Genomic DNA, 23,127 nt, shown 5'->3' with positions numbered 1-23,127 from the left:
CTGTGTACCGGGAATCTGGCTGGAATCACAGAAACTTCTGCATGAGAACAAGGTCGTGCCAGCGGTCAAACTTGAAGCCGACTTCGGGCACCACGGCGACCCGCGCAAAACCAAGAGCCACATGGAAATCCTCGGCTCCCGGGTTGGAGCCGGAAACCCCGGCAATCAGCGAATGCACCCGCTGCGCGCGCGCGGCCTCTTCGAGCCGGAGCATCAGCGCGCGCCCGATCCCGCGCCCGCGCGCGGCCGGGTCCAGCATGATCGAATGTTCCTTGGTCGGGGTATAGCCCACGCCGGCGCGAAATGGTCCGAAGGCGGCGTAGCCCAGGATCGCTCCACCCTCTTCGGCAACCAGAAACGCGTCATGGGTGTCGATGGCACGCCGCACCTCGTCCTGCGTCTTTTCCACGCTGTTGAAGGTGATCAACGTGTCGCGGATGGCGAGGTTCCACAACGCCTGGATCCCGGTCGCGTCCTCTGGCGTGGCAGCTCGGATCACCGGAGCACCTTTCGTCCTGTGGGCGTGTCGATCTCGGCCTGAAGGGTGATCTCGGGTGCCTCGCTCAGAGTGACCCGCGCGTCTGCGAGGAACGGGTGCAGGGCAACCTCCAGCGCGGTGGCCTCGGGATGGGTGATGACAACGCGGGTCAGGCGGCAGCCACTGTCGGGCAGAACCTCGCTGGCACGTTTGCCCCGCCATTCGATCAGGCCCGGAAAGGCGCCCCCGAACGGGTAGTTGCCGCGCGGCGGGATGGCCATCTGCCACCGCATCCCGTCCCGGCCGAGCGCCTGTTCGTCGCCGGTCCCAACCGGGGCGCGGTGCAGGGCCTCGGTTAGAGAATTCACACGCACAACCCAGTTGGTCAGGCGCGCATCTCCGGTGAAATAGTCCAAATCGAACATTCGTGGCAAATCCGGCCCGGCGGCCTGCGGGTCCACCGCGATCACCTCGAGGTAACAGTCCGGCCCCAGCGACAACAGCCGGTTGTGGGTGCCGGTGCGCACGTGCTGCCCGCCGCCGGCCATGGGCACACCCAGGGTACGTTCCACCATCGCCGCGCCTTCGTCGAGCGTCGCGGCAGAGATGACGATGTGATCGAGTTCGGCCAGGGACATTGGGCACCTCCTGCCCCGCAGGCTGAACGCAAAAACGCCCCCGTTCAAGGGGGCGTTTGCATTTCAGGAACGGACTTCCGCTTACGAGCGGATGATGTCCATGATGTGCTGCGCGGCCTCGGGGATGTTGGTGCCCGGACCGAAGATCGCCTTCACGCCGTTTTCATAAAGGAATTCGTAATCCTGCTGCGGAATGACCCCGCCGCAGATGACGATGATATCCTCGGCGCCCTGGTCCTTCAGCGCCTGGACCAGCTGCGGGGCCAGGGTCTTGTGACCGGCGGCCTGCGAGGAGATGCCGACGATGTGCACGTCATTGTCAACGGCATCCTGGGCGGCCTCTTCCGGGGTCTGGAACAGCGGACCCACGTCAACGTCGAAGCCGATGTCGGCAAAGGCGGTGGCGATCACCTTGGCGCCGCGGTCATGGCCATCCTGGCCCATCTTCACCACCAGCATGCGCGGGCGACGGCCCTCGGCCCGGGCGAATTCCTCGACCGATTTCTGGATCTGGGCAAAGCCCTCGTCCCCTTCGTAGGCGGCGCCATAGACACCGGCCAGGGTTTTCACTTCGGCGCGGTGGCGACCGAATTCCTTCTCCATTGCCATGCTGATTTCTCCCACGGAGGCCCGGGCGCGGGCCGCTTCGACGGCGGCGCCCAGCAGATTGCCGCCCTCCTTGGCGCAACGGGTCAACTCGTCCAGGGCGGCCTGGCAAGCGGCTTCGTCGCGGCTGTCACGGATCTGACCCAGGCGCGCGACCTGAGCTTCGCGCACGGCCATGTTGTCCACGTCGAGGATTTCGATTTGGTCTTCTTTTTCAAGCTTGTACTTGTTCACGCCGACGATTACCTCGTCGCCGCGGTCGATGTTGGCCTGGCGCTTGGCCGCGGATTCCTCGATCCGCAGTTTCGGCATGCCGGAGGCCACGGCCTTGGTCATGCCGCCCATCTCTTCGACTTCCTGCATCAGGGCCCAGGCCTGGTCGACCAGTTCGGCGGTAAGGCTTTCGACGTAATAGGAACCGGCCAGAGGATCGACCACATTGGTCACGCCGGTTTCTTCCTGCAGGATGATCTGGGTGTTGCGCGCGATCCGGGCCGAAAATTCGGTCGGCAGCGCAATGGCTTCGTCCAGTGCGTTGGTGTGCAGCGACTGGGTGCCGCCCAGAACCGCCGACATGGCCTCATAGGCGGTGCGGATCACGTTGTTATAGGGATCCTGTTCCTGCAGAGACACGCCCGAGGTCTGGCAGTGGGTGCGCAGCATCTTGGAGCGTTCGGACTTGGCGCCGAACTCGGTCATGACGCGGTGCCACAGCAGGCGCGCGGCGCGCAGTTTGGCGGCTTCCATGAAGAAGTTCATGCCGATCGCAAAGAAGAACGACAGGCGCCCGGCGAACTTGTCAACATCCATGCCCGCCTCGATCGCGGCGCGCACGTATTCGCGCCCGTCCGCCAGCGTATAGGCGAGCTCCTGCACCAGATTCGCGCCCGCCTCCTGCATGTGGTAGCCGGAGATCGAGATCGAGTTGAACTTGGGCATCTCGTTCGAGGTATATTCGATGATGTCCGAGATGATCCGCATCGAGGGTTCAGGCGGGTAGATATAGGTGTTGCGCACCATGAATTCTTTCAGAATGTCATTCTGAATGGTGCCCGCCAGCAGCGACTTGTCATGGCCCTGCTCCTCGCCCGCGACGATGAAACTGGCAAGGATCGGAATGACCGCGCCATTCATGGTCATCGAGACCGAGACCTTGTCGAGCGGAATGCCGTCAAACAGAATCTTCATGTCCTCGACACTGTCGATCGCCACACCGGCCTTGCCGACATCGCCGACCACACGCGGGTGGTCCGAGTCGTAGCCACGGTGGGTGGCCAGGTCGAAGGCGACCGAGACGCCCTGCTGACCGGCGGCCAGGTTCTTGCGATAAAAGGCGTTCGATTCCTCGGCGGTCGAGAACCCGGCATACTGGCGGATCGTCCAGGGACGGCCCGCATACATGGTCGCCTTAACGCCCCGGGTGAACGGACCCACACCGGGCACACCGCCCATGTGGTCCAGCCCGGCGGTGTCCTCGGCCGTGTAGAGCGGCTTGACGTCGATGCCTTCCAGCGTGTTCCAGGTGAGGTCCTCCAGGGGCCGCCCACGCAGCTCCTTTTCGGCCAGTTCCTTCCAGGTTTTGATGTCGCTCATCTTTCCCTCTTTTCTGCCCGCGTCACAACGGGCCCTTTGTCCTGCGGGCATCCCGTCCTATATCTGAGGAACAGGAGGCCCCATGTTCATACGTGCCGCATTGATAAGCTTGATTACCGCCTTGCCCGCTTTCGCAGTCGAGGCTTGGGCGCCCGAACCGGCAGGCGACCATGAATTGTCAGAATACCAATGGGTTAAGCGGGTATTGGTCGTCTTTGCCGACAACCCGGCTGACCCGCGTTTCGTGCAACAGTTGGAAGCCATCCGCGACGAACCCGAGGTCTTGCTCAGCCGTGACGTGATCGTGATCACCGACACCGACCCGGCCGCCATGAGCCCGATCCGCACGGCATTGCGTCCGCGCGGCTTCGCCTTTGTTCTGATCGGCAAGGACGGCGCGAAATACCTGCGCAAGCCGGGGCCCTGGTCGTTACGCGAGCTGACGCGGTCGATCGACAAGATGCCCCTGCGCCAGCAGGAGCTGCGCGACCAGCGGGCCAAGCCGTAGGAGTGAACGGCGCCAAGCATCACGCGGCTTCCCGATTGGGGGGCAGCAACACGGCGCCATCGGCACCCTGCCCCAACGCCCCGAGGTCATCGGCATAGCGCGCCTGCAGGCGCAGCTGGTCGGCGCAGGAAAACCCTTCGAATGGCTGTTTGTCGCACCTGTCGAGAAACTCCTGCACGGCGTGGCGCGATGCGTTCGGGTTTTTCGCCCGAAAGGCTTCAAGCGGCTTGAGCTTGCCGTGATCCGGCGCGGCATTCACACCGGCTGGCGGGTTCGGCAAGGCCAGATCGGCCAGCCCCAACAGGCGACGCGCCAGATCGGGCAGCGCAATGCGGTGTTCCAGCGGCCAGATCACCAGCTCGCTTTCGGGAAACACGACACGCAGATCGCGTACCAGGTCGCGCCAGCCGCGATTGACAGCCATCAGCTGTGCCCGCGCCTCGGCAAAACGCACGACGCCCTCACGGCCGACGTGGCAGTAGCTCAGCTCCTGCGCATGGGCCGAGATCCAGTAGTCAGCATAGCCGCGAATGCCCAGACCGATGCGCAGCGGGGCTTGACCCAGAAAATCGCGATAGGCGCTCAGGCGGCGCCGGGCATTCGGATAGAACTGGCCCGAACGGATGTTCCACCCCATGTCGCCGATCAGGTTTTCCTCGGAAATCAGCACAGTTTCGGCGCCCCGGGTGGCCCGGTCGAAGGCTGCACGTGTCTTGTCCCAGCCTTCGCGAACAGGCACGGTCGAGAATCCCTCGACCGCCCCCAGTTCCTCGTGAACCAGAGCCGTCACCCGTGCCGCCGACAGGGCGGGACGGGCGGCGACCAGCATGTCCTGCATCGCGGTCGTCGCCGTGCGATGCGCGCCGATATGCAGGACAAGGTCCACCTTATTCGAACTCCATGATCACTTCGTCGACCGCCAGGCTGTCGCCCGCGCCCGCATTGATCTTGGACACCACGCCCTTCTTCTCGGCGCGCAGGATGTTTTCCATCTTCATCGCTTCGATGGTGCAGAGCGCCTGGCCTTCCTGGACTTCATCGCCGACTTCCACGTCGACCTTCACGACCAGTCCCGGCATCGGGCAGAGCAGCATTTTCGAGGTGTCCGGTGCGACTTTTTCCGGCATCAGCGAGGCCAGCTGGGCCTGCCGCGGGGTGCGCACATGCACGGCCATCTCGGCGCCCCGGGTGCGGATGCGGAAACCGCCGGGCAGCTTGCCGACCTTCAGCACCAGCGGTTCACCGTCCACCACCAGCGTGGCCAGGTGGTCGCCCGGGGTCCAGTCCGACGTCACGCGCATCGACGAACCGTCAAGGAAGCGAATGGTCGAGCCATCCTGATCGGCATCGATTTCCACCTCGAAGCTTTCACTCTGGGCGGTGACGCACCAGTGCGATCCCACACGGCGTTCGTGGTTGTCCATCCGGCCCGACACGCGGGAGCGGCGGATCTCGGCGACGCGGTGCATGGCGGCGGCGGCGGCGGCCACGCGCTGCAAGTCCCCTTCGGGCAGGGTCACACCCTCGAACCCGTCCGGGTACTGCTCTTCGATGAAAGCGGTGGTCATGTCGCCCGAGATGAAGACCGGGTGGTCCATCACGGCCGACAGGAACGGCAGGTTGTGGCCGATACCTTCCAGTTCGAAGCTGTCCAGCGCGATGCGCATGGCTTCGATCGCCTCGTCGCGGGTCGGCGCCCAGGTGCAGAGCTTGGCGATCATCGGGTCGTAGTACATCGAGATCTCGCCGCCCTCAAAGACGCCAGTGTCGTTGCGCACCGCGGTCTCGCCGGTCGGCGCTTCGCCCTGCCATCTGCCGTTCACCTGCAGCGGGCCGGCCGCGGTTTCCGCCGGTGGGCGGTAGCGGGTCAGGCGCCCGATCGAGGGCAGGAAGTTGCGATAGGGGTCTTCCGCATAAAGGCGGTTTTCGATCGCCCAGCCGGTCAGCTTGACGTCGTCCTGGGTCATGGTCAGTTTCTCGCCAGCCGCCACGCGGATCATCTGTTCGACCAGATCGACACCGGTGATCAGCTCGGTCACAGGGTGTTCCACCTGCAGGCGGGTGTTCATTTCCAGGAAGTAGAAGTTCTTGTCGCCATCGACGATGAATTCCACGGTCCCGGCGCTGGCATAGTCCACGGCCTGGGCCAGGGCGACAGCCTGTTCGCCCATCGCCTTGCGGGTGGCTTCATCCAGGAAGGGCGAGGGGGCTTCTTCGACCACTTTCTGGTTGCGGCGCTGGATGGAACATTCACGTTCGCCCAGATAGATGCCGTTGCCGTGGCTGTCGCACAGGACCTGGATCTCGATGTGACGCGGCTGGGTCACGAATTTCTCGATGAAGATGCGGTCGTCACCGAAGCTGTTGGCGGCTTCGTTCTTGGACGACTGGAAACCCTCGCGCGCCTCCTGGTCGTTCCAGGCAATTCGCATGCCCTTGCCGCCGCCGCCGGCAGAGGCCTTGATCATCACCGGGTAGCCGATCTCGTTCGAGATCTTCACGGCCTCGTCGGCGTCCTCGATCAGCCCCATGTAGCCGGGCACGGTCGAGACTTCGGCCTCCTGGGCGATCTTCTTCGAGGTGATCTTGTCGCCCATGGCTTCGATGGCACCTTTCGGGGGGCCGACGAAGGCTACGCCTTCGGCTTCCAGCGCCTCGGCAAACTTCGAATTCTCGGACAAAAAGCCGTAGCCCGGGTGGACTGCCTGCGCGCCGGTCTGGCGGATCGCGTCCATCACCTTGTCGATGACGATGTAGGACTGGTTGGCCGGCGGCGGGCCGATGTGCACGGCCTCATCCGCCATCTTCACATGCAGGGCGTTGCGGTCGGCATCCGAATAGATCGCCACCGTCTTGATGCCCATCTTGCGGGCGGATTTGATTACCCGGCAGGCAATCTCTCCGCGGTTGGCAATCAGGATCTTGTCAAACATGTCCCGGTCCTTTCGTCATGATTTCTTGGCGCGCAGGAAGCCCCGGGCGCGTGTGCAAAAAGAAAACGCCACCCGGACCCCGAGGGGTCTGGATGGCGTTTCCACGTGTCTTGGTGCCGCGCGAAGCGGCGGAGTTCAGTCGGGCTACCGGATCAGTTGCAGATTTCGAGGCCCACGTCGTCGCAGAGCGCGCCCGCGGCGCCACCGATGATGGCACCCGTAACGACGCTGCCGCTTGCGGCCGTGGCCACGACGGCCCCTGCGGCGGCACCGGCCCCCGCGCGTTCCAGGTCATTCCACTGACACCCGGCCAGCACGATTGCGGCGCTTGCCGCGATGGCGATTGTTTTGAACTGCATCGTTGACTGCCTCGTTCGACGTTCCTGTTATAGCCCCCTGATACCGTATTCCTGTCAGACGGAAAAGCGCCCGGCCTGACCAACACGCGATCAAACCGGGCACAAGGGGAAGGGTAACGGTTTTGACTAAACCTGACGGAGAACCGGGATGTAGCCTCCGCCACAACAAGGTGATAGCCGCCCCTTTCGCCCACAGCATAGCCCGCCGCCAATACAGGCGGGTTTTGGGCCGGATTTTGCTCAAAGCAGTGAGGGGCGAGCGGGAACATGCCTAGTACCCCCTCTCGAAAGCATCCGGGAAGGAGGCACGGGCGTGATCGACGTCGATCACCAACATGGCTTCGTAAGAGGCATTGTCGAACGGATCTTCGGCGGGCACGACCTCGCGACCGAACAGCCAGGACAGACGCCCCGCGTCCAGGTTGCCCCGTTCGAAGGGCTGGTCGCCGAAATGCTCCCAAAGGGCCTGCATGAAGCCCGCATCCGCGCGCCGGTCGGCCGGCTTGCGGTCGGCATAGCGTTCGCGCGCCACCAGCGGCGTCGCGCCGGACTTGGAAGCACGCCGCAGCACGAACTGGAAATCCGTGCCCGGCAGGCGGCCCGGAAAGCCGCGATGTTTCAGCATGTATGGCAGCGCCATTCAGAAACCCTCCCAGATGCAGGAGCCATGATCGGGGCGAAATGCCTCGAAGAATTGCGTGGCCTCGGGATCGGCAAGACCAAAGTCCAGCGGCCGGTCCGCGAGGCTGATGATGATTTGCGCGGGCGGGGGCTCTTCCCCCGCCAGACGCGGCAGTGCGAAGTCTTCGCACAGATGGGCCATATCGGCCTCGGCCTGGCTGAATTCCACCTCTGCCCGGTCCCGGGCAATGGCGGGAGCAACGAAGCGGAAGCGGACCACGCGCGCGGCGCCCTCGCCGGTCCAGATCGCATCAAGAAACCGCACCTCCTGGCCCGAGGGAACCACCAGAGTGGCCACCTCCTCTGCCGCCTGCCCGACCAGGGGCAGAAGGCCGGTCAGAAGGACCAGACCAGCCCAGGTTGCGCGTTTCCGACGCATCCCCTGCCCTTACAGCGGAATGTTGTCGTGCTTTTTCCAGGGGTTCGTCAGCTTCTTGTTGCGAAGGCTGGCGAAGGCCCGGCTGACGCGACGGCGGGTCGAACGCGGCTGGATCACCTCGTCGATGAAACCCTTTTCGGCCGCCACGAACGGGTTGGCGAAACGGTCCTCATAGTCGGCAGTATGCTGGGCGATCTTTTCGGCATCACCCAGATCGGCACGGTGCAGGATCTCGACCGCACCCTTGGCACCCATCACCGCGATCTCGGCGGTGGGCCAGGCATAGTTGAAATCTCCGCGCAGGTGTTTCGAGGCCATAACGTCATAGGCGCCGCCATAGGCCTTGCGCGTGATTACCGTGACTTTCGGCACGGTGGCTTCGCCATAGGCAAACAGCAGCTTGGCGCCATGCTTGATGACCCCACCATATTCCTGCGAAGTGCCGGGCAGGAAGCCGGGCACGTCGACCAGGGTCAGGATCGGGATTTCGAAAGCATCGCAGAAGCGCACGAACCGCGCGGCCTTGCGCGAGCTGTCGATGTCCAGGCAGCCCGCCAGCACCATCGGCTGGTTCGCCACCACGCCGACGGTCTGGCCTTCCAGGCGCATGAAGCCGGTGATGATGTTCTTGGCGTAATCTTCCTGGATCTCGTAGAAATCGCCCTCGTCGGCGATCTTCGCGATCAGTTCCTTCATGTCATAGGGCGTGTTCGGATTGTCCGGGACCAGCGTGCCCAGGCTTTCCTCGATTCGACCCGGCTCGTCGAAGAAGGGACGCACCGGCGGCTTCTCGCGGTTGTTCAATGGCAGGAAATCGACCAGGCGACGCACTTCCGACAGGGCTTCGACGTCGTTTTCGAAGGCGCCATCGGCGACCGAGCTCTTCTTGGTGTGGGTCGAGGCGCCGCCAAGCTCCTCTGCCGTGACCACCTCGTTTGTCACGGTTTTCACCACGTCGGGGCCGGTGACGAACATGTAGGAGGTGTCCTTCACCATGAAGATGAAGTCGGTCATCGCGGGGCTGTACACGGCACCACCGGCGCAGGGGCCCATGATGACCGAGATCTGCGGCACCACGCCCGAGGCCATGATGTTGCGCTGGAACACTTCGGCGTAACCGGCCAACGAGGCCACACCTTCCTGGATCCGCGCCCCGCCCGAATCGTTGATGCCGATGACCGGCGCGCCGTTCTGCATGGCCATGTCCATGATCTTGCAGATCTTCTCGGCATGCGTTTCCGACAGCGAGCCGCCGAATACGGTGAAATCCTGGCTGAACACATAGACCATGCGGCCGTTGATCGTGCCCCAGCCGGTTACGACACCGTCCCCGGCGGGACGGTCGTTTTCCATGCCGAACTCGGTGCAGCGATGGGCCTTGAACATGTCGAACTCTTCAAAGCTGTCCTCGTCCAGCAGCAGCTCGATCCGCTCGCGGGCCGTCAACTTGCCCTTCGCGTGCTGACTGTCGATGCGACGCTGACCGCCGCCCAGACGGGCCGTCTCGCGGCGGGCTTCAAGTTCGAGATTGATATCTTTCATCTGGCGGCACTCCTTGATTTCAAGGCAAACTAGCCGCATTGCGCGTGTGCAGAAAGGGAAAATGCGCGAATTTGCAAATTATTGGCAAGTCTCGATCTGCAAATTGCGAATTCGCAAATTCCGACCGGCTGGACAAATTTGCCGAAGCCGCTTACGCCTTTGCCATGGCAGATTTACCCGCCACCCGGTTCCTGGACCCCAGAACGCCTCCGCATGTTGCCACGCTGACCCTGATCGTGGCCGCAGGCGCGATGTCCATGAACGTGTTCTTGCCCGCTCTGCCCGCCATGTCCAGCCATTTCGCGGTGGACTATCGCGTCATGCAACTGTCGGTCGCGCTCTATCTGGCAATGAACGGCCTGCTGCAGATAGTCGTCGGGCCGATCTCGGACCGTTTCGGCCGCCGCCCGGTGATCCTGTGGAGCCTTGCCCTGTTCCTTATCGCGACGCTCGGCTGCATTTTCGCCCCGAACGTGCAGACCTTCCTGGCCTTCCGAATGGGCCAGGCGGCAATTGTCGGCGGCATGGCGATCAGCCGCGCCGTCATTCGCGACATTCACCCGCCGGATCGGGCGGCCTCGATGCTGGGCTATGTCACCATGGGCATGTCGGTGGTGCCGATGATCGGTCCGGCCTTCGGCGGGCTGCTGGATCAGAGCTTTGGCTGGCAGTCGATCTTCTGGGCCCAGTTCCTGCTGGCGGGCTTTGTCATGGCCCTGGCCTGGCGCGACATGGGCGAGACCTTTACCCGCCGCGAGGGTGGTTTCGCGGCACAGGTCCGCGAATATCCCGAACTGCTGCTGTCACCGCGCTTCTGGGGCTATTGCCTGGCCGCGGCTTTCGCCTCTGGTGCCTTCTTCGCCTATCTGGGCGGTGCGCCCTTTGTGGCCTCGGAAATCTACGCCATGAACAGCGCCACCATGGGCATCTATTTCGGCGCCCCGGCCCTGGGGTATTTCCTGGGCAACTACCTGTCCGGGCGCTACGCGGTTCGGGTGGGCGTAAACGGCATGGTGCTCTGGGGCAGTATCATATCGACAGGGGGCATGATCTTCTCGCTCGCGATCTTCACCGCAGGCTTTGCCACGGCCGAGGTTTTTTTCGGTTTCATGACCGTGATCGGCCTGGGCAACGGGCTGGTCCTGCCCAGCGCCAATGCAGGCATGCTGTCGGTGCGTCCGCGGCTCGCGGGCTCTGCTTCGGGTCTGGGCGGGGCGATCATGATCGGCGGAGGCGCTGGGCTGTCCGCCCTGGCGGGCGCCCTGCTGACACCTGAAACCGGAGCCTTCCCGCTGATCTGGATCATGCTGCTCAGCTCCGCTGCCGCGATCCTCGCGGTCCTTGCCGTGATCCGCCGCGAACGACGCCTGTGAGGCTTGCAGCCGTAGCTTTGCAAATGTTACGCCTAGGCCAGCAAATCCTGCAAAGGAGCCCGCCATGGCCACCCAGAAACTTTATGCCGGTGTCAAGCTGCGCGAACTGCGCACCCGGCTTGGGCTGACCCAGAAAGCCTTTGCCGAGAAACTGGGCGTGTCGCTGCCTTATCTGAACCAGATGGAGAACAACAATCGCCCGGTCTCCACCGGAGTGGTTCTGGCACTGGCGCAGGAGTTCGGTTTCGATGTGGCCGAGCTGTCCACCGGCGATGCCGAACGCCTTGTCACCGACATGCGCGAGGCCCTGGCCGACCCGATCTTTACCGACAGCCCACCGCTGGCAGATCTGCGCCTCGCGGCCTCCAACGCGCCGGCCCTGGCGCGTGCCTTCCTGGCATTGCACCGTGCCTATCGGCAGAACCACGAAAGGCTTGCCTCGCTGGACGAGGCGCTGGGACGCGAAGGCTCCTCCGTAGAGGCCAGCCCCTGGGAAGAGGTGCGCGACTTCTTTCACTATTGCGACAATTACATCGATGCGGTCGATCGCGCCGCCGAACGCTTCACCCGTGACGTGGACCCGGAACAGGCCGCCATCCGTGCCCTGCGGGAGATGAAGATCAGCGTGGAACTTCATGACGATCCGCAGCTTCGTGGGTTCGATGTGGAACGCTCCACCCTGCGGCTTTCCACCCGGACCGCACAATCCACGCGCCGGTTCCAGTTGCTGCACCAGGTCGCGCTGCTTGCACAAAACGAACTTCTGGAGGCCACGCTGGACCTTGCCCGATTCCAGACCGACGAGGCCCGCGCCATTGCCAAGATCGGCTTGGCCAACTATTTCGCCGGGGCCGCCCTTTTGCCCTATGGCGCCTTCCTGGCTGCCGCGCGCGAGACCCGGCACGATCTGGAGCGCCTGGCCGAGATCTTCGGCGCCTCGATCGAACAGGTGGCGCACCGCCTGTCCACCCTGCAACGGCCGGGCGCCAAGGGCATTCCCTTCTTCTTCGTGCGGGTCGATCAGGCTGGCACGATCACCAAGCGCCACTCCGCCACCCGCCTGCAATTCGCCCGTTTCGGCGGCGCCTGCCCGCTGTGGAACGTGCACCAGGCCTTTGAGACCCCGGGCCGTTTCCTGCGCCAGCTGGCCAAGACGCCGGACGGGGTCAGCTATCTCTGCCTGGCGCGCGACGTGTCGAAATCCGGCGGCAGTTTCTCGGCCCCCGTGCGCCGCTATGCCATCGGCCTGGGATGCGAAGTCCGACACGCGGGGGAGCTGGTCTATGCCGACCACCTGGACATCTCGAACGAGGGCGCCTTCGAGCCCATCGGCATCTCCTGTCGCATTTGCGAGCGGATCGGCTGCCACCAGCGCTCGGTCCCGCCATTGGAACGCAAGCTGCGCGTGAACCCCGACGCGCGCGGCGTGCTGCCCTACGAGATTGATGAATAGGGTCCGGGATGTCTCCCCCAAGGCGCTTTACGCGCCCCGCGATCGATTTTAACGTGAAGGGAACAGGGAGGACATCATGGAATTGACAGGCAGCCGCACCATCGCGGCCGACCGCGCGACGGTCTGGGCGCATCTGAATTCCGCCGACACGCTTGCCGCCTGCATCCCCGGCTGCGAGGAACTGACCGGCAGCCCTGAAAACGGGTTCGATGCGGTTGTGAAACAGAAGGTCGGCCCGGTGAAAGCCACCTTCAAGGGCGGCGTGACCCTGTCGGACATCGACGCCCCGAATTCCTATCGCATCGCAGGCGAGGGCAAGGGCGGCGTCGCGGGTTTTGCCAAGGGTGCGGCTTTCGTCACCCTGGCCGACAATGACGAGGGGACCGAACTGACCTACGAGGTCGAGGCGAAGGTGGGGGGCAAGCTCGCGTCACTTGGCAGCCGACTCATCCATGGTTTTGCCAGAAAGATGACCGACCAGTTTTTCGAGCGGTTCCAGGAGGCTGTCGAAGGCCCCGCCGGGGAAACCGGCGAGGCCTGAAACCGTTTCGAACCAGATCAGTGGCTCAGGATGTGGTAAATCTCATCCTTCAGGCGCGCGCGCTGCTTGCGCATGTCCTCTTCGTGAAACTGGTCGGTTGGCTCCACATTGGTCTCGGCGCGGTGCACGGCGCGGTTGACCTCGTGATAGTCCTCGTAAAGCTTCGCGAAATGGGCGTCGCTTTCCTTCAGCGCAGCCATCTTCTTGGCGTGTTCGGGGAATTCCTCCAGCAGTTCATGCGGCGTGTGGGACATGCGCGTCTCCTCTTTCTTTCTCGCGTTCGCCCGAGCCTAGGCGCAAGGAAGCGCTGCTTGCCTTGACCGGGATCAATTCCGCCATTTCATCGTTGCGAATTTTGCCAATCCGGGTGGATCCAGGGCGCATCATTGGACCGCGGCAGCGGGGCTCGGCCAAGGATGTGGTCCGAGGCCTTCTCGCCCACCATGATCGAGGGGCCGTTCAGGTTGCCGTTGGTAATGCGCGGAAAGACCGAGCTGTCGGCAAGGCGCAGCCCGTCGACCCCGATCACGCGCATTTCCGGGTCAACAACGGCCTCCGGATCATCCGCCCGCCCCATGCGGCAGGTGCCGCAGGGGTGATAGGCGCTTTCGGCATGTTCGCGGATGAAACTGTCCAACTGGTCGTCGCTTACCATGTCGGCACCGGGCTGGATTTCGTGTTTCACATGGGGGGCCATCGCCTCCTGCCCGAATATCTCGCGCGTCAGGCGCAGACACTGGCGGAAGTCCACCCAGTCCTGTTCGGTCGACATGTAGTTGAAGAAGATGCGCGGCGCCTCCTTCGGGTCGGCGCTCTTCAGGGTGATTTCCCCGCGTGAGGTGGCCCGCATCGGGCCGGTATGAGCCTGGAATCCGTGACCCTCGGCCGCCGCCTGACCGTCGTAACGCACGGCGATGGGCAGGAAATGGTATTGAATATCAGGGTATTCCACGCCCGCGCGTGAGCGGATGAAGGCGCAGCTTTCGAACTGGTTCGAGGCCCCCATGCCCGTCTTGGTGAACAGCCACTGCGCCCCGATGACACCCTTCCAGAACAGGTTCCAATAGCGATAGAGCGTGATCGGCTGCTTGGCGGCAAACTGGAAATAGACCTCCAGGTGGTCCTGCAGGTTCTGGCCCACGCCTGCGCGGTCGGCCACCACGTCGATGCCATGTTCGGCCAGGTGGGCGGCGGGGCCGATCCCCGAAAGCATCAGCAGTTTGGGCGAATTGATCGAGCTGGCGGCGATGATCACCTCGGCATTTGCGCGCACCACCTCGATCTTGCCGCCCCGTTCAACCTCGACCCCGGTGGCGCGACCGTCCTCGATAACGATCTTGCGGGCAAGGGCGCGAATCAGGTCGCAGTTGTCCCGCTTCAGCGCCGGTTTCAGGTAAGCATTGGCGGCGGACCAGCGGCGACCCTGCCAGACGGTCTGTTCAAACGGGCCGAACCCTTCCTGCTGCTGCCCGTTGTAGTCGCCAGTCACCTGATAACCGGCCTCTCGCCCCGCCTCGACAAAGGCAGCGTGCAGCGGGTTGCTGCGCGACCCCCGGGTGACATGCAGCGGCCCGTCATTGCCGCGCCATGCCGGGTCGCCGCCATGCCCGCCGTCGTGCCAGTTTTCCATGCGTTTGAAATAGGGCAGCACGTCGGCATAGGCCCAGCCGTCAGCCCCGCTTTCAGCCCAGTGATCGAAGTCGCGCGCGTGGCCACGCACATAGACCATGCCGTTGATCGAGCTCGACCCGCCAATCACCTTGCCACGTGGAGTGACCAGGGTGCGTCCGCCCAGATGCGGCTCGGGTTCGGTCTGGAAGCCCCAGTCATACATGCCCATGTTCATCGGATATGACAGGGCTGCGGGCATCTGGATGAAGGGCCCGGCGTCCGAGCCACCATGTTCGATGACCAGCACCGACCTGCCCGCTTCCGACAGGCGGTAGGCCATGGCGCAGCCGGCGGAACCGGCGCCGATGATGACGTAATCTGCTTGCATTGTCAGATCCTCAGAAGGGTGCTTCCAGCTGAGACAGCCGGACATAGACGGTTTTCAGCTCGCTATAATGTTCGATAGCGGCCTTGGAGTTCTCGCGGCCCACCCCGGAGGCTTTCGAGCCGCCGAAGGGCGCCTCGACCGGGGCGTCATTATAGGTGTTGATGAAGCAGGTGCCGGCCTCGAACCCGGCGACCACGCGGTGGGCGCGGGTCAGATCGGAGGTAAAAACGCCAGCGGCCAGGCCGAATTGGGTGGCATTGGCCCGGGACATCACCTCGGCTTCGCTGTCGAAGTCCAGCACCGACATGACCGGGCCGAAGATTTCTTCCCGCGCGATCGTCATGTCATCGGTCACGTCCGAGAATACTGTGGGCTCCAGGAAGAACCCGTCGCGGTCCAGGCGCGCGCCGCCGTAGCTGAGCGTCGCCCCCTCGTCCCTGCCCTTGGCGATGTAGCCCTCGACGACCCTCAACTGCGCCTCGGACACCATGGGGCCGAAGGAGGTGTCCGGGTCCATCGGATCCCCGATCACGGCCCTGGCCAGCCGTTCGGACAGGCGCTTCAGGAAGGCCGCCTTGATACCCTTGTGAACAAAGACACGGGTGCCGTTCGAACAGACCTGCCCGGAGCTGTAGAAATTGCCAAGGATCGCGCCAGAGACGGCCGCCTCCACATCGGCGTCGTCGAAAATGATCAGGGGCGATTTGCCGCCCAGTTCCATGGTCACATGTTTCATTTCCGCCGCCGCGGCCGCATAGACCTTCTTGCCCGTCGGCACGGACCCGGTCAGCGAGACCTTGGCCACACGCGCATCCGTCACCAACGTTGCGCCCACGTCGCCCAGCCCCTGGACCACGTTGAACACGCCTGCCGGCAGCCCTGCTTCAACAAGGATTTCAGCGACTTGCAGGGCGCAAAGCGGCGTGGTTTCCGACGGCTTGAAGATCGAGCTGTTGCCACAGGCCAGTGCCGGAGCCGCCTTCCAGCAGGCGATCTGGGTCGGGTAGTTCCAGGCTCCGATACCCACGCAGACGCCCAGCGCCTCGCGTCGCGTATAGACGAAATCACCGCCCGCCAGCGGGATGTGCTCACCGGTCAGGCTGCCCGCAAGCCCGCCGAAATACTCCAGCGCATCCGCGCCCGAGGTCGCGTCGGCCACGCTGGTTTCCTGGTAGGGTTTCCCGGTGTCCAGTGTTTCCAACACCGACAGGTCGTGGTTGCGCTCGCGCATGATGTCGGCAGCGCGGCGCAGGATGCGACCGCGTTCGGTGCCGGTCATCGCCGCCCAGCCGGCCTGCGCCGATTCAGCGGCGGCAAGGGCCTGTTCGATGATCGCCGGGGTGGCGGAATGCACCGTCGCGATCACCTCGCCCGTGGCCGGGTAGATCACCGGAATCGGCCTGCCATTCGTGTCTTCGACATATTCGCCATTGATGAAATGGCTCGCCTTGGGTTGGGCGTTCTGCATTCTTGTTTCTCCAGCAGAGTGGGTCTTTGGCGGAAAGAGGTCATTCCCCTCGCGGGAAACGCTGGTTCTCTTCCACATTGTCCAGATTCATGTGGTTGCGCATGTAGCGTTCGGACGCCTTCTGCACCGGCTGGAAATCCCAGGCCGCGTAGGCGCCGCTGCGCAGGGCGTCATAGACCACCCAGCGGCGTGCCTGGCTGGCGCGGACTTCGGCGTCGTATGCCTCCAGATCCCAGCGCGCTTCGGACTTGGCCCGCAGGCTGTTCAACGTGCCCTGGTGCGCGGGATCCCCGGCGAGGTTGTTCAATTCGTTCGGATCCTCTTCAATGTTGAAAAGTTGATCGGGATCCAGCGAGCAGCGGGTGTATTTCCATGGTCCATACCGCAAATGTACAAGTGGCGCATAGGAGGCCTCGGCCGCATACTCCATCGCCACGGGGGTGTCGCGGGTGCCCCCCCGGGCCAGCGGAACCAGGCTTTCACCATCCACCCAAGTGGCGATCTCGTTCATCTCGGCACCGGCCAGATCGGCCAGGGTCGGGGTCACATCGATCAGCGAAACCGGGTCCGTCACAAGGCGCGGGTCGATGCCGGGGGCGGCCATCATCAGCGGCACCCTCGCCGAGCCCTCGTAGAAGTTCATCTTGAACCACAGCCCACGTTCACCCAGCATGTCACCATGGTCGGCGGTAAACAGGATGATCGCCTCCTGCCGGGTTGTTTCCAGCGCTTCCAGCACCTCGCCGATCTTGTCGTCCAGATAGGAGATATTGGCAAAATAGGCGCGGCGCGACCGGCGGATATCCTCTTCGGAGATGTCGAATTTCTTCCAGTCGTTCGCGTCGAAAATGCGCCGGGCGTGGGGGTCGTGGTCCTCATAGGGCAATGCCGGAACTTCGGGCAACAGATGTTCGCAATCCTCGTAGAGGTCCCAGTATTTCCTGCGCGCCACATAGGGGTCATGCGGGTGGGTAAAGGACACGGTCAGGCACCAGGGACGGTCGTCATGGCCGCGCGCCAAGTCATAGACCTTGCGGGTGGCGTGATAGGCGACCTCGTCGTCATATTCCATCTGGTTGGTGATCTCGGCAACGCCCGCGCCAGTAACGGAGCCCATGTTGTGATACCACCAGTCGATACGTTCGCCCGGCTTGCGGTAATCCGGGGTCCAGCCGAAGTCGGAGGGGTAGACATCGGTGGTCAGGCGCTCCTCGAACCCGTGCATCTGGTCGGGGCCGACGAAATGCATCTTGCCCGACAGGGAGGTCTGATAGTCCCGGTTGCGCAGGTGGTGGGCATAGGTTGGAATGTCCGAACGGAACTCGGCGGCGTTGTCATAGACGCCGGTGCGGCGCGGCAGCTGTCCGGTCATGAAGCTAGCCCGTGCCGGCGCACAGAGCGGCGAGGGCGAATAGGCGTTCTGATATCGGACCGAGCGCGCCGCCAGCTTCTTCAGGTTGGGTGCGTGCAGCCAGTCGGCCGGACCATCGGGAAACAGCGTGCCATTCAGCTGATCCACCATGAAAATCAGAATGTTAGGCTTCGTCATGATTTCCTCCCAGCATCATGTCAAGACAGTCAAGCACCTGGTCGCAGGCGTGCTTTCCGTCGGGCAGGTGATCGCGCAGCGCGTGGCGGATGTAGAGCCCGTCAATCATCGCAGCAAGCTTGTCGGCGCAGTCATCGGCCCGGTCCCCCACCAGAGGGCGCAGATCATGCGCCAGGTTCGAATGCAGCCGCGCCTGATAGACGCGCAGAAGTCGCCGCGCCCCATCCAGGCTTTGGCTGAGCACATAGAAGTTCAGCCAGGCCGAAATCACCTCGGGGCGGAAGTTTCCCGCCTCGAAGTTGGCGTGAATGATCGCCTCGATCCGGGCGCGCGGCGTCCTGGCGATCGACAGGGTGGCGCGCACCTGGGCCCCGTACAGGGTCAGGATGTGGCGCATCGCGGCCAGAAAGATCTGATCCTTGCCGCCGAAATAGTGATGCGCCAGCGCCGAGGACACGCCTGCCCGCTTGGCAATCTGTGCCACCGTCACGTCCAGCGACCCCGCCTTGCCGATTTCGGCGATCGTGGCCTGAACCAAGGCCTTCCGGCGGATCGGCTCCATTCCGACTTTGGGCAAACTCGCCTCCTGTTCGCGTTTCGAACATTAGGGTTGCTTTTTTTAATTGACTCGTCAATCAATAAAAAGCAGCCTGCGTGACGAGGAGAAACGCGGGTTCCACCCCGGCCGACATGAGGCTAGGGTTTCGGAGACGTTTCGGTCAGGTGCCCGAGGGGCCGGCCGGACGCCCGCAAGAATTTGAACAGGGAGCTGACAAAATGCTGAAAACCACCCTTTCCGCCCTGGCCCTTTCGGCCATCGCCGGGACTGCCTTCGCCGATGGCAACTGCGCCAAGGTGACATTCTCGGACGTGGGCTGGACCGACATCACCGCCACCACCGCCGCCACCAGCGTGGTGCTCGAGGCGCTGGGTTATGAAACCGACATCAAGATCCTGTCGGTGCCCGTGACCTATACCGCGCTGTCGAACGGCGACATCGACGTGTTCCTTGGCAACTGGATGCCCACCATGGAAGGTGACATTGCCTCCTACCGCGAGGCCGGAACGGTCGACATCGTACGCACCAACCTGGAAGGCGCCAAGTACACCCTGGCCGTGAACGCCGCCGCCGCTGCCCTGGGCATCAAGGATTTCGCCGATATCGCCGCAAATGCGGATGCGCTGGACGGCAAGATCTACGGCATCGAGCCGGGCAACGACGGCAACCGCCTGATCCAGTCGATGTTCGACGCGAACGCCTTCGGCCTGGAAGGGTTCGAGGTCGTGGAAAGCTCGGAACAGGGCATGCTGGCCCAGGTTGCCCGTGCCAACAAGAAGGACGAACCGATCGTCTTTCTGGGCTGGGAACCGCACCCGATGAACGCCAATTTCGAGATGTCCTACCTGACCGGCGGGGACGACTACTTCGGCCCGAACCTGGGCGGCGCCGTGGTCGATACCAACACCCGCGCGGGTTACGTTGCCGAATGCCCGAACGTCGGCAAGCTGCTGACCAACCTCGAGTTTTCGCTGGCCATGGAGAACGAGATCATGGGCGCGATCCTGAACGATGGCGAAGACCCGGATGATGCCGCCAGGGCCTGGCTGGCCGCCAACCCGGAGGCCTACATGGGCTGGCTGGACGGCGTGACCACCATGGACGGTGGTGACGGTGCCGCCGCGGTCAAGTCCGCCCTGGGCATGTAAATCCCTGCCTGAACACCCCCCCTTCCCCATTCGCGGGGGAGGGGCCAACGGGGGTGCTGCGGCAGAAGCACCAGGCTTGAGCCGTGTGCCGATCGCTTGGTAACAGCTCGGCCCTTCGCCCCCCCCAATCTCCCGAGATTTCATGACCCTGACCGCGCTTGCCCTTTTTCTGCCCGCCTGTTTCGCGCTGAACGTGGCCCCCGGCCCGAACAACGTGCTGGCCTTTGCCAACGCCTCGCGGCGCGGCTTCCTGGCCGGGCTTGTCGGTGGCATGGGGCGCATGCTGCCCTTCGCGGCGATGATCGCACTGGTCGGTCTGGGTCTGGGTGCGCTTCTGGCCCTGTCCGAGGCCGCCTTTGGCGTCGTCAAACTGGCCGGCGCGGCCTATCTGGTCTGGATCGGCTGGCGCATGTGGCGTGCCCCCGCGCCCTCGGCACTGACCGCGCGCGACGAGCCGCTCTCGGCCCTCGTCCGCCGCGATTTCCTGATCGCCATCGGCAACCCGAAGGCCATCGCGATCTTTACCGCCTTCTTTCCGCAGTTCACCGACCTCGCAGCGCCGCTTGCCCCGCAATACGCCCTGCTTGGCCTGTTGTTCCTGGGGCTCGAATGCCTGGCGGTCGCTGTCTACGCCGCGCTCGGAACCGGGCTGCAGGGCTTCCTTACACCGCTGCGCCTTCACCGGATGAACCGGGGTGTTGGCGGGTTCCTCATATTCTCCGGCCTCACAATGGCCCTCAGCGAAAGGCATTGACCCTTGGACTGGCTCACTGACAACAAGATCCCCGTGGGGAAAGTGTCGAAGAAAATCTTCGACTGGCTGCAGGAAACCGGCGAACCCGTGTTCGACTGGATTTCCTGGGCGATGGAACTGCTGATCGATGGCTTGCTCTGGATCTGGCAGACCCCGCATCCGCTTGTCGTGCTGGCCGTGGTGGTCGCGCTGACCTGGTTTCTGCAGCGCAGCTGGAAAATCTGCCTGATGGTGGTGCTGGGTTTCCTGTTCATTCTGAACCAGGGCTATTGGGAGGAAACCACCGAAAGCCTGACGCTGGTCCTGTCGGCCTGTGTGGTCTGCATGGCGGTGGGCGTGCCGATTGGCATCGCCGCAGCGCACCGCCCCCGGCTTTATGCCATGATGCGGCCGATCCTTGACCTGATGCAGACCCTGCCCACTTTCGTCTATCTGATCCCGGCGATCGTCTTTTTCGGCATCGGCATGGTGCCCGGCCTGCTGGCCACGGTGATCTTCGTGCTGCCCGCGCCGATCCGCCTGACCCACCTGGGTGTTTCCTCGACCCCGCCTGCCCTGCTGGAGGCCGCGCAGGCCTTTGGCGCCACCCCGCGGCAGACCCTGTGGAAGGTCGAGCTGCCCTACGCGCTGCCGCAGATCATGGCCGGTCTGAACCAGACCATCATGCTATCTCTGTCCATGGTCGTGATCGCCGCCCTGGTGGGCGCGGACGGGCTGGGCGTGCCGGTCCTGCGCGCGCTGAACCAGGTCAACACCGCTCTGGGTTTCGAGAGTGGTTTCATCATCGTCGTGGTCGCCATCATGCTCGACCGCATCCTTCGCGTGGAGCGTGACCAATGAGCATTGCCGTCGAATTCGATACCGTCTCGATCGTCTTCGGGGACAGCCCGGAAAAAGCCCTGCCGCTGATGGACCAGGACCAGAGCCGGTCCGAAGTGCAGGAGGCCACAGGCCAGGTGCTGGGCGTACATGACTGTTCCATCAGCGTGGAAGAGGGCGAGATCCTGGTGCTGATGGGCCTGTCGGGCTCTGGCAAATCCACCCTGCTGCGGGCTGTGAACGGGCTGAACCCGGTCGTGCGCGGCCAGGTGCGCGTCAATGACGGCACGGGGCTGGTGGATGTCAGCCATTCGGATCCGGCAACTCTGCGCCACCTGCGCCAGCATCGCATTGCCATGGTGTTCCAGCAGTTCGGCCTGCTACCCTGGCGCACGGTGCGCGACAACGTGGGGCTGGGACTGGAGCTTGCGGGCATGCCCGTGGCCGAACGCAATGTGCAGGTGGACCGGCAGCTGGCCCTGGTGGGCCTGTCCGACTGGGCCGACAACAAGGTCAGCGAATTGTCCGGCGGCATGCAGCAGCGCGTGGGGCTTGCCCGCGCCTTTGCCACCGATGCACCGATCCTGCTGATGGACGAGCCCTTCTCGGCGCTCGACCCGCTCATTCGCACCAAGCTGCAGGACGAACTGATCGACCTGCAGAACGAGTTGAAACGCACCATCATCTTTGTCAGCCACGACCTGGACGAGGCCTTCAAGCTGGGCGACCGGATCGCGATCATGGAGGGCGGGCGCATCGTGCAATGCGGCACACCGCGCGACATCTTTACCAATCCGGCCAATGAATACGTGGCCGACTTCGTGGCCCACATGAACCCGCTGGGTGTGCTCTGCGCGCGCGACGTGATGGAGCCGGCCTCGGGCGAATATACGCATATCGTGCGCCCCAATGCGGACATTCACAGCGTCATGGAACTGGTCAAGACCCATGACGCGCCGGTGGGCGTGGCCTGGGAGGATGGTCATGTGATTGGCCAGGTCACTTCGGACCGGGTGCTGGAGAAACTGCTGGACCCACGCGGCGATTGATCGTTTCGGAGCGCGCGGGCTGATGCCCGCGACCCCTGGCTTTCGGTGGCAGCGCCTTCGGCGCGGGGGGCTTTGCCCCCGTGACAAGCCCCTGCGGGTCTTGTCCCTCCCCCAGGATATTTGCGGCAAGATAAAGAGGAAAAGCTGTGGCTGGCCCGCAGGCGCGCGGCGCGCATTCTGGCGCGATACGCTCTTCCCCCCGCCCGCGCGCGGGTCTAACGTCGCTCCATGTTGCGCTTTGCCCTGACCCGCGCCCTGTCGCTCACCCTCTCGCTGATTGTGGCGAGCCTGGTGATCTTTGCCATGATCGAGGTCATTCCGGGCGATCCGGCGGGTTTCATGCTGGGGCTGAACGCGCAGCCCGAGACCGTGGCTGCCCTGAGGGAGGAACTGGGCTTGTCGGGCTCTCTGCCCGGCCGCTACCTGAGCTGGGTCACGGGCATGCTGACAGGGGATTTCGGGAAGAGCTATACCTATCGTGTGCCGGTGGCCGATCTGATCGTCCAGCGGCTTGAGGTCTCATTGCCGCTGGCGCTTTATGCGCTGACGCTGTCCACGGCGATCGCCATTCCGGTTGGGCTGATAGCGGCCGCGCGGCGCGGCAAACCGTCGGATTACGGCATCATGGGCGCCACGCAGCTGGGCATCGCCGTGCCGAATTTCTGGTTCGCCATGCTGCTGGTGCTGGTCTTTGCCGT

At 63.8% G+C, this 23,127-nt stretch carries 23 protein-coding genes; 9 read left to right on the top strand and 14 right to left on the bottom strand.

The annotated features are described in order from the left end of the window. Window positions 1-25: 25 nt before the first annotated feature. The 3 genes from Q1V43_RS13845 to scpA all read right to left on the bottom strand — a co-directional run bounded on the left by Q1V43_RS13845 (window position 26) and on the right by scpA (window position 3,315). Window positions 26-499 carry a GNAT family N-acetyltransferase gene (locus Q1V43_RS13845; RefSeq protein ID WP_300519111.1) on the bottom strand — a complete coding sequence of 158 codons (474 nt, stop codon included), beginning with the start codon at window positions 497-499 and terminating at the stop codon, window positions 26-28. Continuing rightward, window positions 496-1,116, bottom strand: a complete 621-nt coding sequence (locus Q1V43_RS13840) for a VOC family protein (protein WP_300519108.1) — start codon at window positions 1,114-1,116, stop codon at window positions 496-498. The genes Q1V43_RS13845 and Q1V43_RS13840 overlap by 4 nt, the downstream gene beginning before the upstream one ends. Before the next feature lie 81 nt (window positions 1,117-1,197). Next, window positions 1,198-3,315, bottom strand: coding sequence for a methylmalonyl-CoA mutase (gene scpA / locus Q1V43_RS13835; protein ID WP_300519105.1), 2,118 nt, complete (start codon window positions 3,313-3,315; stop codon window positions 1,198-1,200). Between the two features lie 82 nt (window positions 3,316-3,397). Here scpA and Q1V43_RS13830 point away from each other — a divergent pair, with 82 nt between their 5' ends. Next, on the top strand, window positions 3,398-3,823 hold the full coding sequence (locus Q1V43_RS13830; protein ID WP_300519102.1) for a DUF4174 domain-containing protein: 426 nt from the start codon (window positions 3,398-3,400) through the stop codon (window positions 3,821-3,823). A 19-nt stretch (window positions 3,824-3,842) separates the two neighbouring features. Here Q1V43_RS13830 and Q1V43_RS13825 read toward each other — a convergent pair whose 3' ends face one another. The 6 genes from Q1V43_RS13825 to Q1V43_RS13800 all read right to left on the bottom strand — a co-directional run bounded on the left by Q1V43_RS13825 (window position 3,843) and on the right by Q1V43_RS13800 (window position 9,717). Continuing rightward, a complete protein-coding gene (locus Q1V43_RS13825) occupies window positions 3,843-4,709 on the bottom strand; it encodes a hypothetical protein (protein ID WP_300519099.1) in 867 nt (288 codons plus the stop codon). A 1-nt stretch (window position 4,710) separates the two neighbouring features. Beyond that, on the bottom strand, window positions 4,711-6,756 hold the full coding sequence (locus tag Q1V43_RS13820) for an acetyl/propionyl/methylcrotonyl-CoA carboxylase subunit alpha (RefSeq protein WP_300519096.1): 2,046 nt from the start codon (window positions 6,754-6,756) through the stop codon (window positions 4,711-4,713). A 152-nt stretch (window positions 6,757-6,908) separates the two neighbouring features. Then, window positions 6,909-7,115 (bottom strand): hypothetical protein, encoded by a 207-nt coding sequence (locus tag Q1V43_RS13815; RefSeq protein WP_300519093.1) that lies wholly within the window; start codon window positions 7,113-7,115, stop codon window positions 6,909-6,911. A 271-nt stretch (window positions 7,116-7,386) separates the two neighbouring features. Further along, window positions 7,387-7,740, bottom strand: a complete 354-nt coding sequence (locus Q1V43_RS13810) for a hypothetical protein (protein WP_300519508.1) — start codon at window positions 7,738-7,740, stop codon at window positions 7,387-7,389. A gap of 15 nt (window positions 7,741-7,755) precedes the next feature. Then, window positions 7,756-8,175 carry a DUF6497 family protein gene (locus Q1V43_RS13805; protein WP_300519090.1) on the bottom strand — a complete coding sequence of 140 codons (420 nt, stop codon included), beginning with the start codon at window positions 8,173-8,175 and terminating at the stop codon, window positions 7,756-7,758. A gap of 9 nt (window positions 8,176-8,184) precedes the next feature. Beyond that, window positions 8,185-9,717 (bottom strand): acyl-CoA carboxylase subunit beta, encoded by a 1,533-nt coding sequence (locus Q1V43_RS13800; protein ID WP_300519088.1) that lies wholly within the window; start codon window positions 9,715-9,717, stop codon window positions 8,185-8,187. Between the two features lie 128 nt (window positions 9,718-9,845). Between Q1V43_RS13800 and Q1V43_RS13795 the strand changes: the two genes are divergently transcribed. The 3 genes from Q1V43_RS13795 to Q1V43_RS13785 all read left to right on the top strand — a co-directional run bounded on the left by Q1V43_RS13795 (window position 9,846) and on the right by Q1V43_RS13785 (window position 13,084). Beyond that, a complete protein-coding gene (locus tag Q1V43_RS13795) occupies window positions 9,846-11,090 on the top strand; it encodes a multidrug effflux MFS transporter (RefSeq protein WP_300519506.1) in 1,245 nt (414 codons plus the stop codon). A 64-nt stretch (window positions 11,091-11,154) separates the two neighbouring features. Continuing rightward, complete coding sequence (locus Q1V43_RS13790; protein ID WP_300519086.1) at window positions 11,155-12,543, top strand: helix-turn-helix transcriptional regulator; 1,389 nt, start codon at window positions 11,155-11,157, stop codon at window positions 12,541-12,543. A gap of 76 nt (window positions 12,544-12,619) precedes the next feature. Next, window positions 12,620-13,084: a carbon monoxide dehydrogenase subunit G gene (locus Q1V43_RS13785; RefSeq protein ID WP_300519083.1), complete on the top strand. Its 465-nt coding sequence runs from the start codon at window positions 12,620-12,622 to the stop codon at window positions 13,082-13,084. A 17-nt stretch (window positions 13,085-13,101) separates the two neighbouring features. Here Q1V43_RS13785 and Q1V43_RS13780 read toward each other — a convergent pair whose 3' ends face one another. The 5 genes from Q1V43_RS13780 to betI form a co-directional block, all read right to left on the bottom strand. Next, window positions 13,102-13,338, bottom strand: a complete 237-nt coding sequence (locus tag Q1V43_RS13780; RefSeq protein WP_300519080.1) for a DUF465 domain-containing protein — start codon at window positions 13,336-13,338, stop codon at window positions 13,102-13,104. Between the two features lie 86 nt (window positions 13,339-13,424). Further along, window positions 13,425-15,083, bottom strand: coding sequence for a choline dehydrogenase (gene betA, locus Q1V43_RS13775; protein ID WP_300519077.1), 1,659 nt, complete (start codon window positions 15,081-15,083; stop codon window positions 13,425-13,427). A gap of 10 nt (window positions 15,084-15,093) precedes the next feature. Further along, on the bottom strand, window positions 15,094-16,551 hold the full coding sequence (betB, locus tag Q1V43_RS13770; protein ID WP_300519075.1) for a betaine-aldehyde dehydrogenase: 1,458 nt from the start codon (window positions 16,549-16,551) through the stop codon (window positions 15,094-15,096). Between the two features lie 40 nt (window positions 16,552-16,591). Further along, window positions 16,592-18,100, bottom strand: coding sequence for a choline-sulfatase (gene betC / locus Q1V43_RS13765; protein ID WP_300519073.1), 1,509 nt, complete (start codon window positions 18,098-18,100; stop codon window positions 16,592-16,594). Beyond that, complete coding sequence (betI, locus tag Q1V43_RS13760; RefSeq protein ID WP_300519071.1) at window positions 18,087-18,677, bottom strand: transcriptional regulator BetI; 591 nt, start codon at window positions 18,675-18,677, stop codon at window positions 18,087-18,089. Before betI ends, betC begins: the two co-directional genes overlap by 14 nt. Window positions 18,678-18,877: 200 nt before the next feature. On the opposite strand from betI, the gene Q1V43_RS13755 reads away from it, so the two are divergent. The 5 genes from Q1V43_RS13755 to Q1V43_RS13735 form a co-directional block, all read left to right on the top strand. Further along, window positions 18,878-19,807 (top strand): choline ABC transporter substrate-binding protein, encoded by a 930-nt coding sequence (locus Q1V43_RS13755; RefSeq protein WP_300519069.1) that lies wholly within the window; start codon window positions 18,878-18,880, stop codon window positions 19,805-19,807. Between the two features lie 142 nt (window positions 19,808-19,949). Then, window positions 19,950-20,561, top strand: coding sequence for a LysE family translocator (locus Q1V43_RS13750; protein ID WP_300519066.1), 612 nt, complete (start codon window positions 19,950-19,952; stop codon window positions 20,559-20,561). A 3-nt stretch (window positions 20,562-20,564) separates the two neighbouring features. After that, entirely contained in the window at window positions 20,565-21,401 is an 837-nt protein-coding gene (gene choW / locus Q1V43_RS13745; RefSeq protein WP_300519063.1) for a choline ABC transporter permease subunit, read from the top strand. Next, window positions 21,398-22,429, top strand: coding sequence for a choline ABC transporter ATP-binding protein (choV, locus tag Q1V43_RS13740; RefSeq protein ID WP_300519061.1), 1,032 nt, complete (start codon window positions 21,398-21,400; stop codon window positions 22,427-22,429). The genes choW and choV overlap by 4 nt, the downstream gene beginning before the upstream one ends. A gap of 228 nt (window positions 22,430-22,657) precedes the next feature. Continuing rightward, a partial coding sequence (locus Q1V43_RS13735) for an ABC transporter permease (RefSeq protein ID WP_300519058.1) occupies window positions 22,658-23,127 on the top strand: 470 nt, incomplete at its 3' end.

This window comes from Aliiroseovarius sp., assembly GCF_030148435.1.
Classification (GTDB): domain Bacteria; phylum Pseudomonadota; class Alphaproteobacteria; order Rhodobacterales; family Rhodobacteraceae; genus JASBTN01.
Note: the sequence above shows the minus strand (reverse complement) of the source record. Positions and strands in the feature narration are given on the sequence as shown.

Bases quoted from the DNA above. Each gene is read 5' to 3' on its own strand.
- betC (WP_300519073.1), bottom strand. From the start codon at position 18,100: ATGACGAAGCCTAACATTCTGATTTTCATGGTGGATCAGCTGAATGGC.
- Q1V43_RS13750 (WP_300519066.1), top strand. From the start codon at position 19,950: ATGACCCTGACCGCGCTTGCCCTTTTTCTGCCCGCCTGTTTCGCGCTG.
- Q1V43_RS13785 (WP_300519083.1), top strand. From the start codon at position 12,620: ATGGAATTGACAGGCAGCCGCACCATCGCGGCCGACCGCGCGACGGTC.
- Q1V43_RS13820 (WP_300519096.1), bottom strand. From the start codon at position 6,756: ATGTTTGACAAGATCCTGATTGCCAACCGCGGAGAGATTGCCTGCCGG.
- Q1V43_RS13780 (WP_300519080.1), bottom strand. From the start codon at position 13,338: ATGTCCCACACGCCGCATGAACTGCTGGAGGAATTCCCCGAACACGCC.
- Q1V43_RS13830 (WP_300519102.1), top strand. From the start codon at position 3,398: ATGTTCATACGTGCCGCATTGATAAGCTTGATTACCGCCTTGCCCGCT.
- Q1V43_RS13800 (WP_300519088.1), bottom strand. From the start codon at position 9,717: ATGAAAGATATCAATCTCGAACTTGAAGCCCGCCGCGAGACGGCCCGT.
- Q1V43_RS13805 (WP_300519090.1), bottom strand. From the start codon at position 8,175: ATGCGTCGGAAACGCGCAACCTGGGCTGGTCTGGTCCTTCTGACCGGC.
- scpA (WP_300519105.1), bottom strand. From the start codon at position 3,315: ATGAGCGACATCAAAACCTGGAAGGAACTGGCCGAAAAGGAGCTGCGT.
- choV (WP_300519061.1), top strand. From the start codon at position 21,398: ATGAGCATTGCCGTCGAATTCGATACCGTCTCGATCGTCTTCGGGGAC.
- Q1V43_RS13840 (WP_300519108.1), bottom strand. From the start codon at position 1,116: ATGTCCCTGGCCGAACTCGATCACATCGTCATCTCTGCCGCGACGCTC.
- Q1V43_RS13790 (WP_300519086.1), top strand. From the start codon at position 11,155: ATGGCCACCCAGAAACTTTATGCCGGTGTCAAGCTGCGCGAACTGCGC.
- Q1V43_RS13755 (WP_300519069.1), top strand. From the start codon at position 18,878: ATGCTGAAAACCACCCTTTCCGCCCTGGCCCTTTCGGCCATCGCCGGG.
- betB (WP_300519075.1), bottom strand. From the start codon at position 16,551: ATGCAGAACGCCCAACCCAAGGCGAGCCATTTCATCAATGGCGAATAT.
- Q1V43_RS13815 (WP_300519093.1), bottom strand. From the start codon at position 7,115: ATGCAGTTCAAAACAATCGCCATCGCGGCAAGCGCCGCAATCGTGCTG.
- betA (WP_300519077.1), bottom strand. From the start codon at position 15,083: ATGCAAGCAGATTACGTCATCATCGGCGCCGGTTCCGCCGGCTGCGCC.
- Q1V43_RS13810 (WP_300519508.1), bottom strand. From the start codon at position 7,740: ATGCTGAAACATCGCGGCTTTCCGGGCCGCCTGCCGGGCACGGATTTC.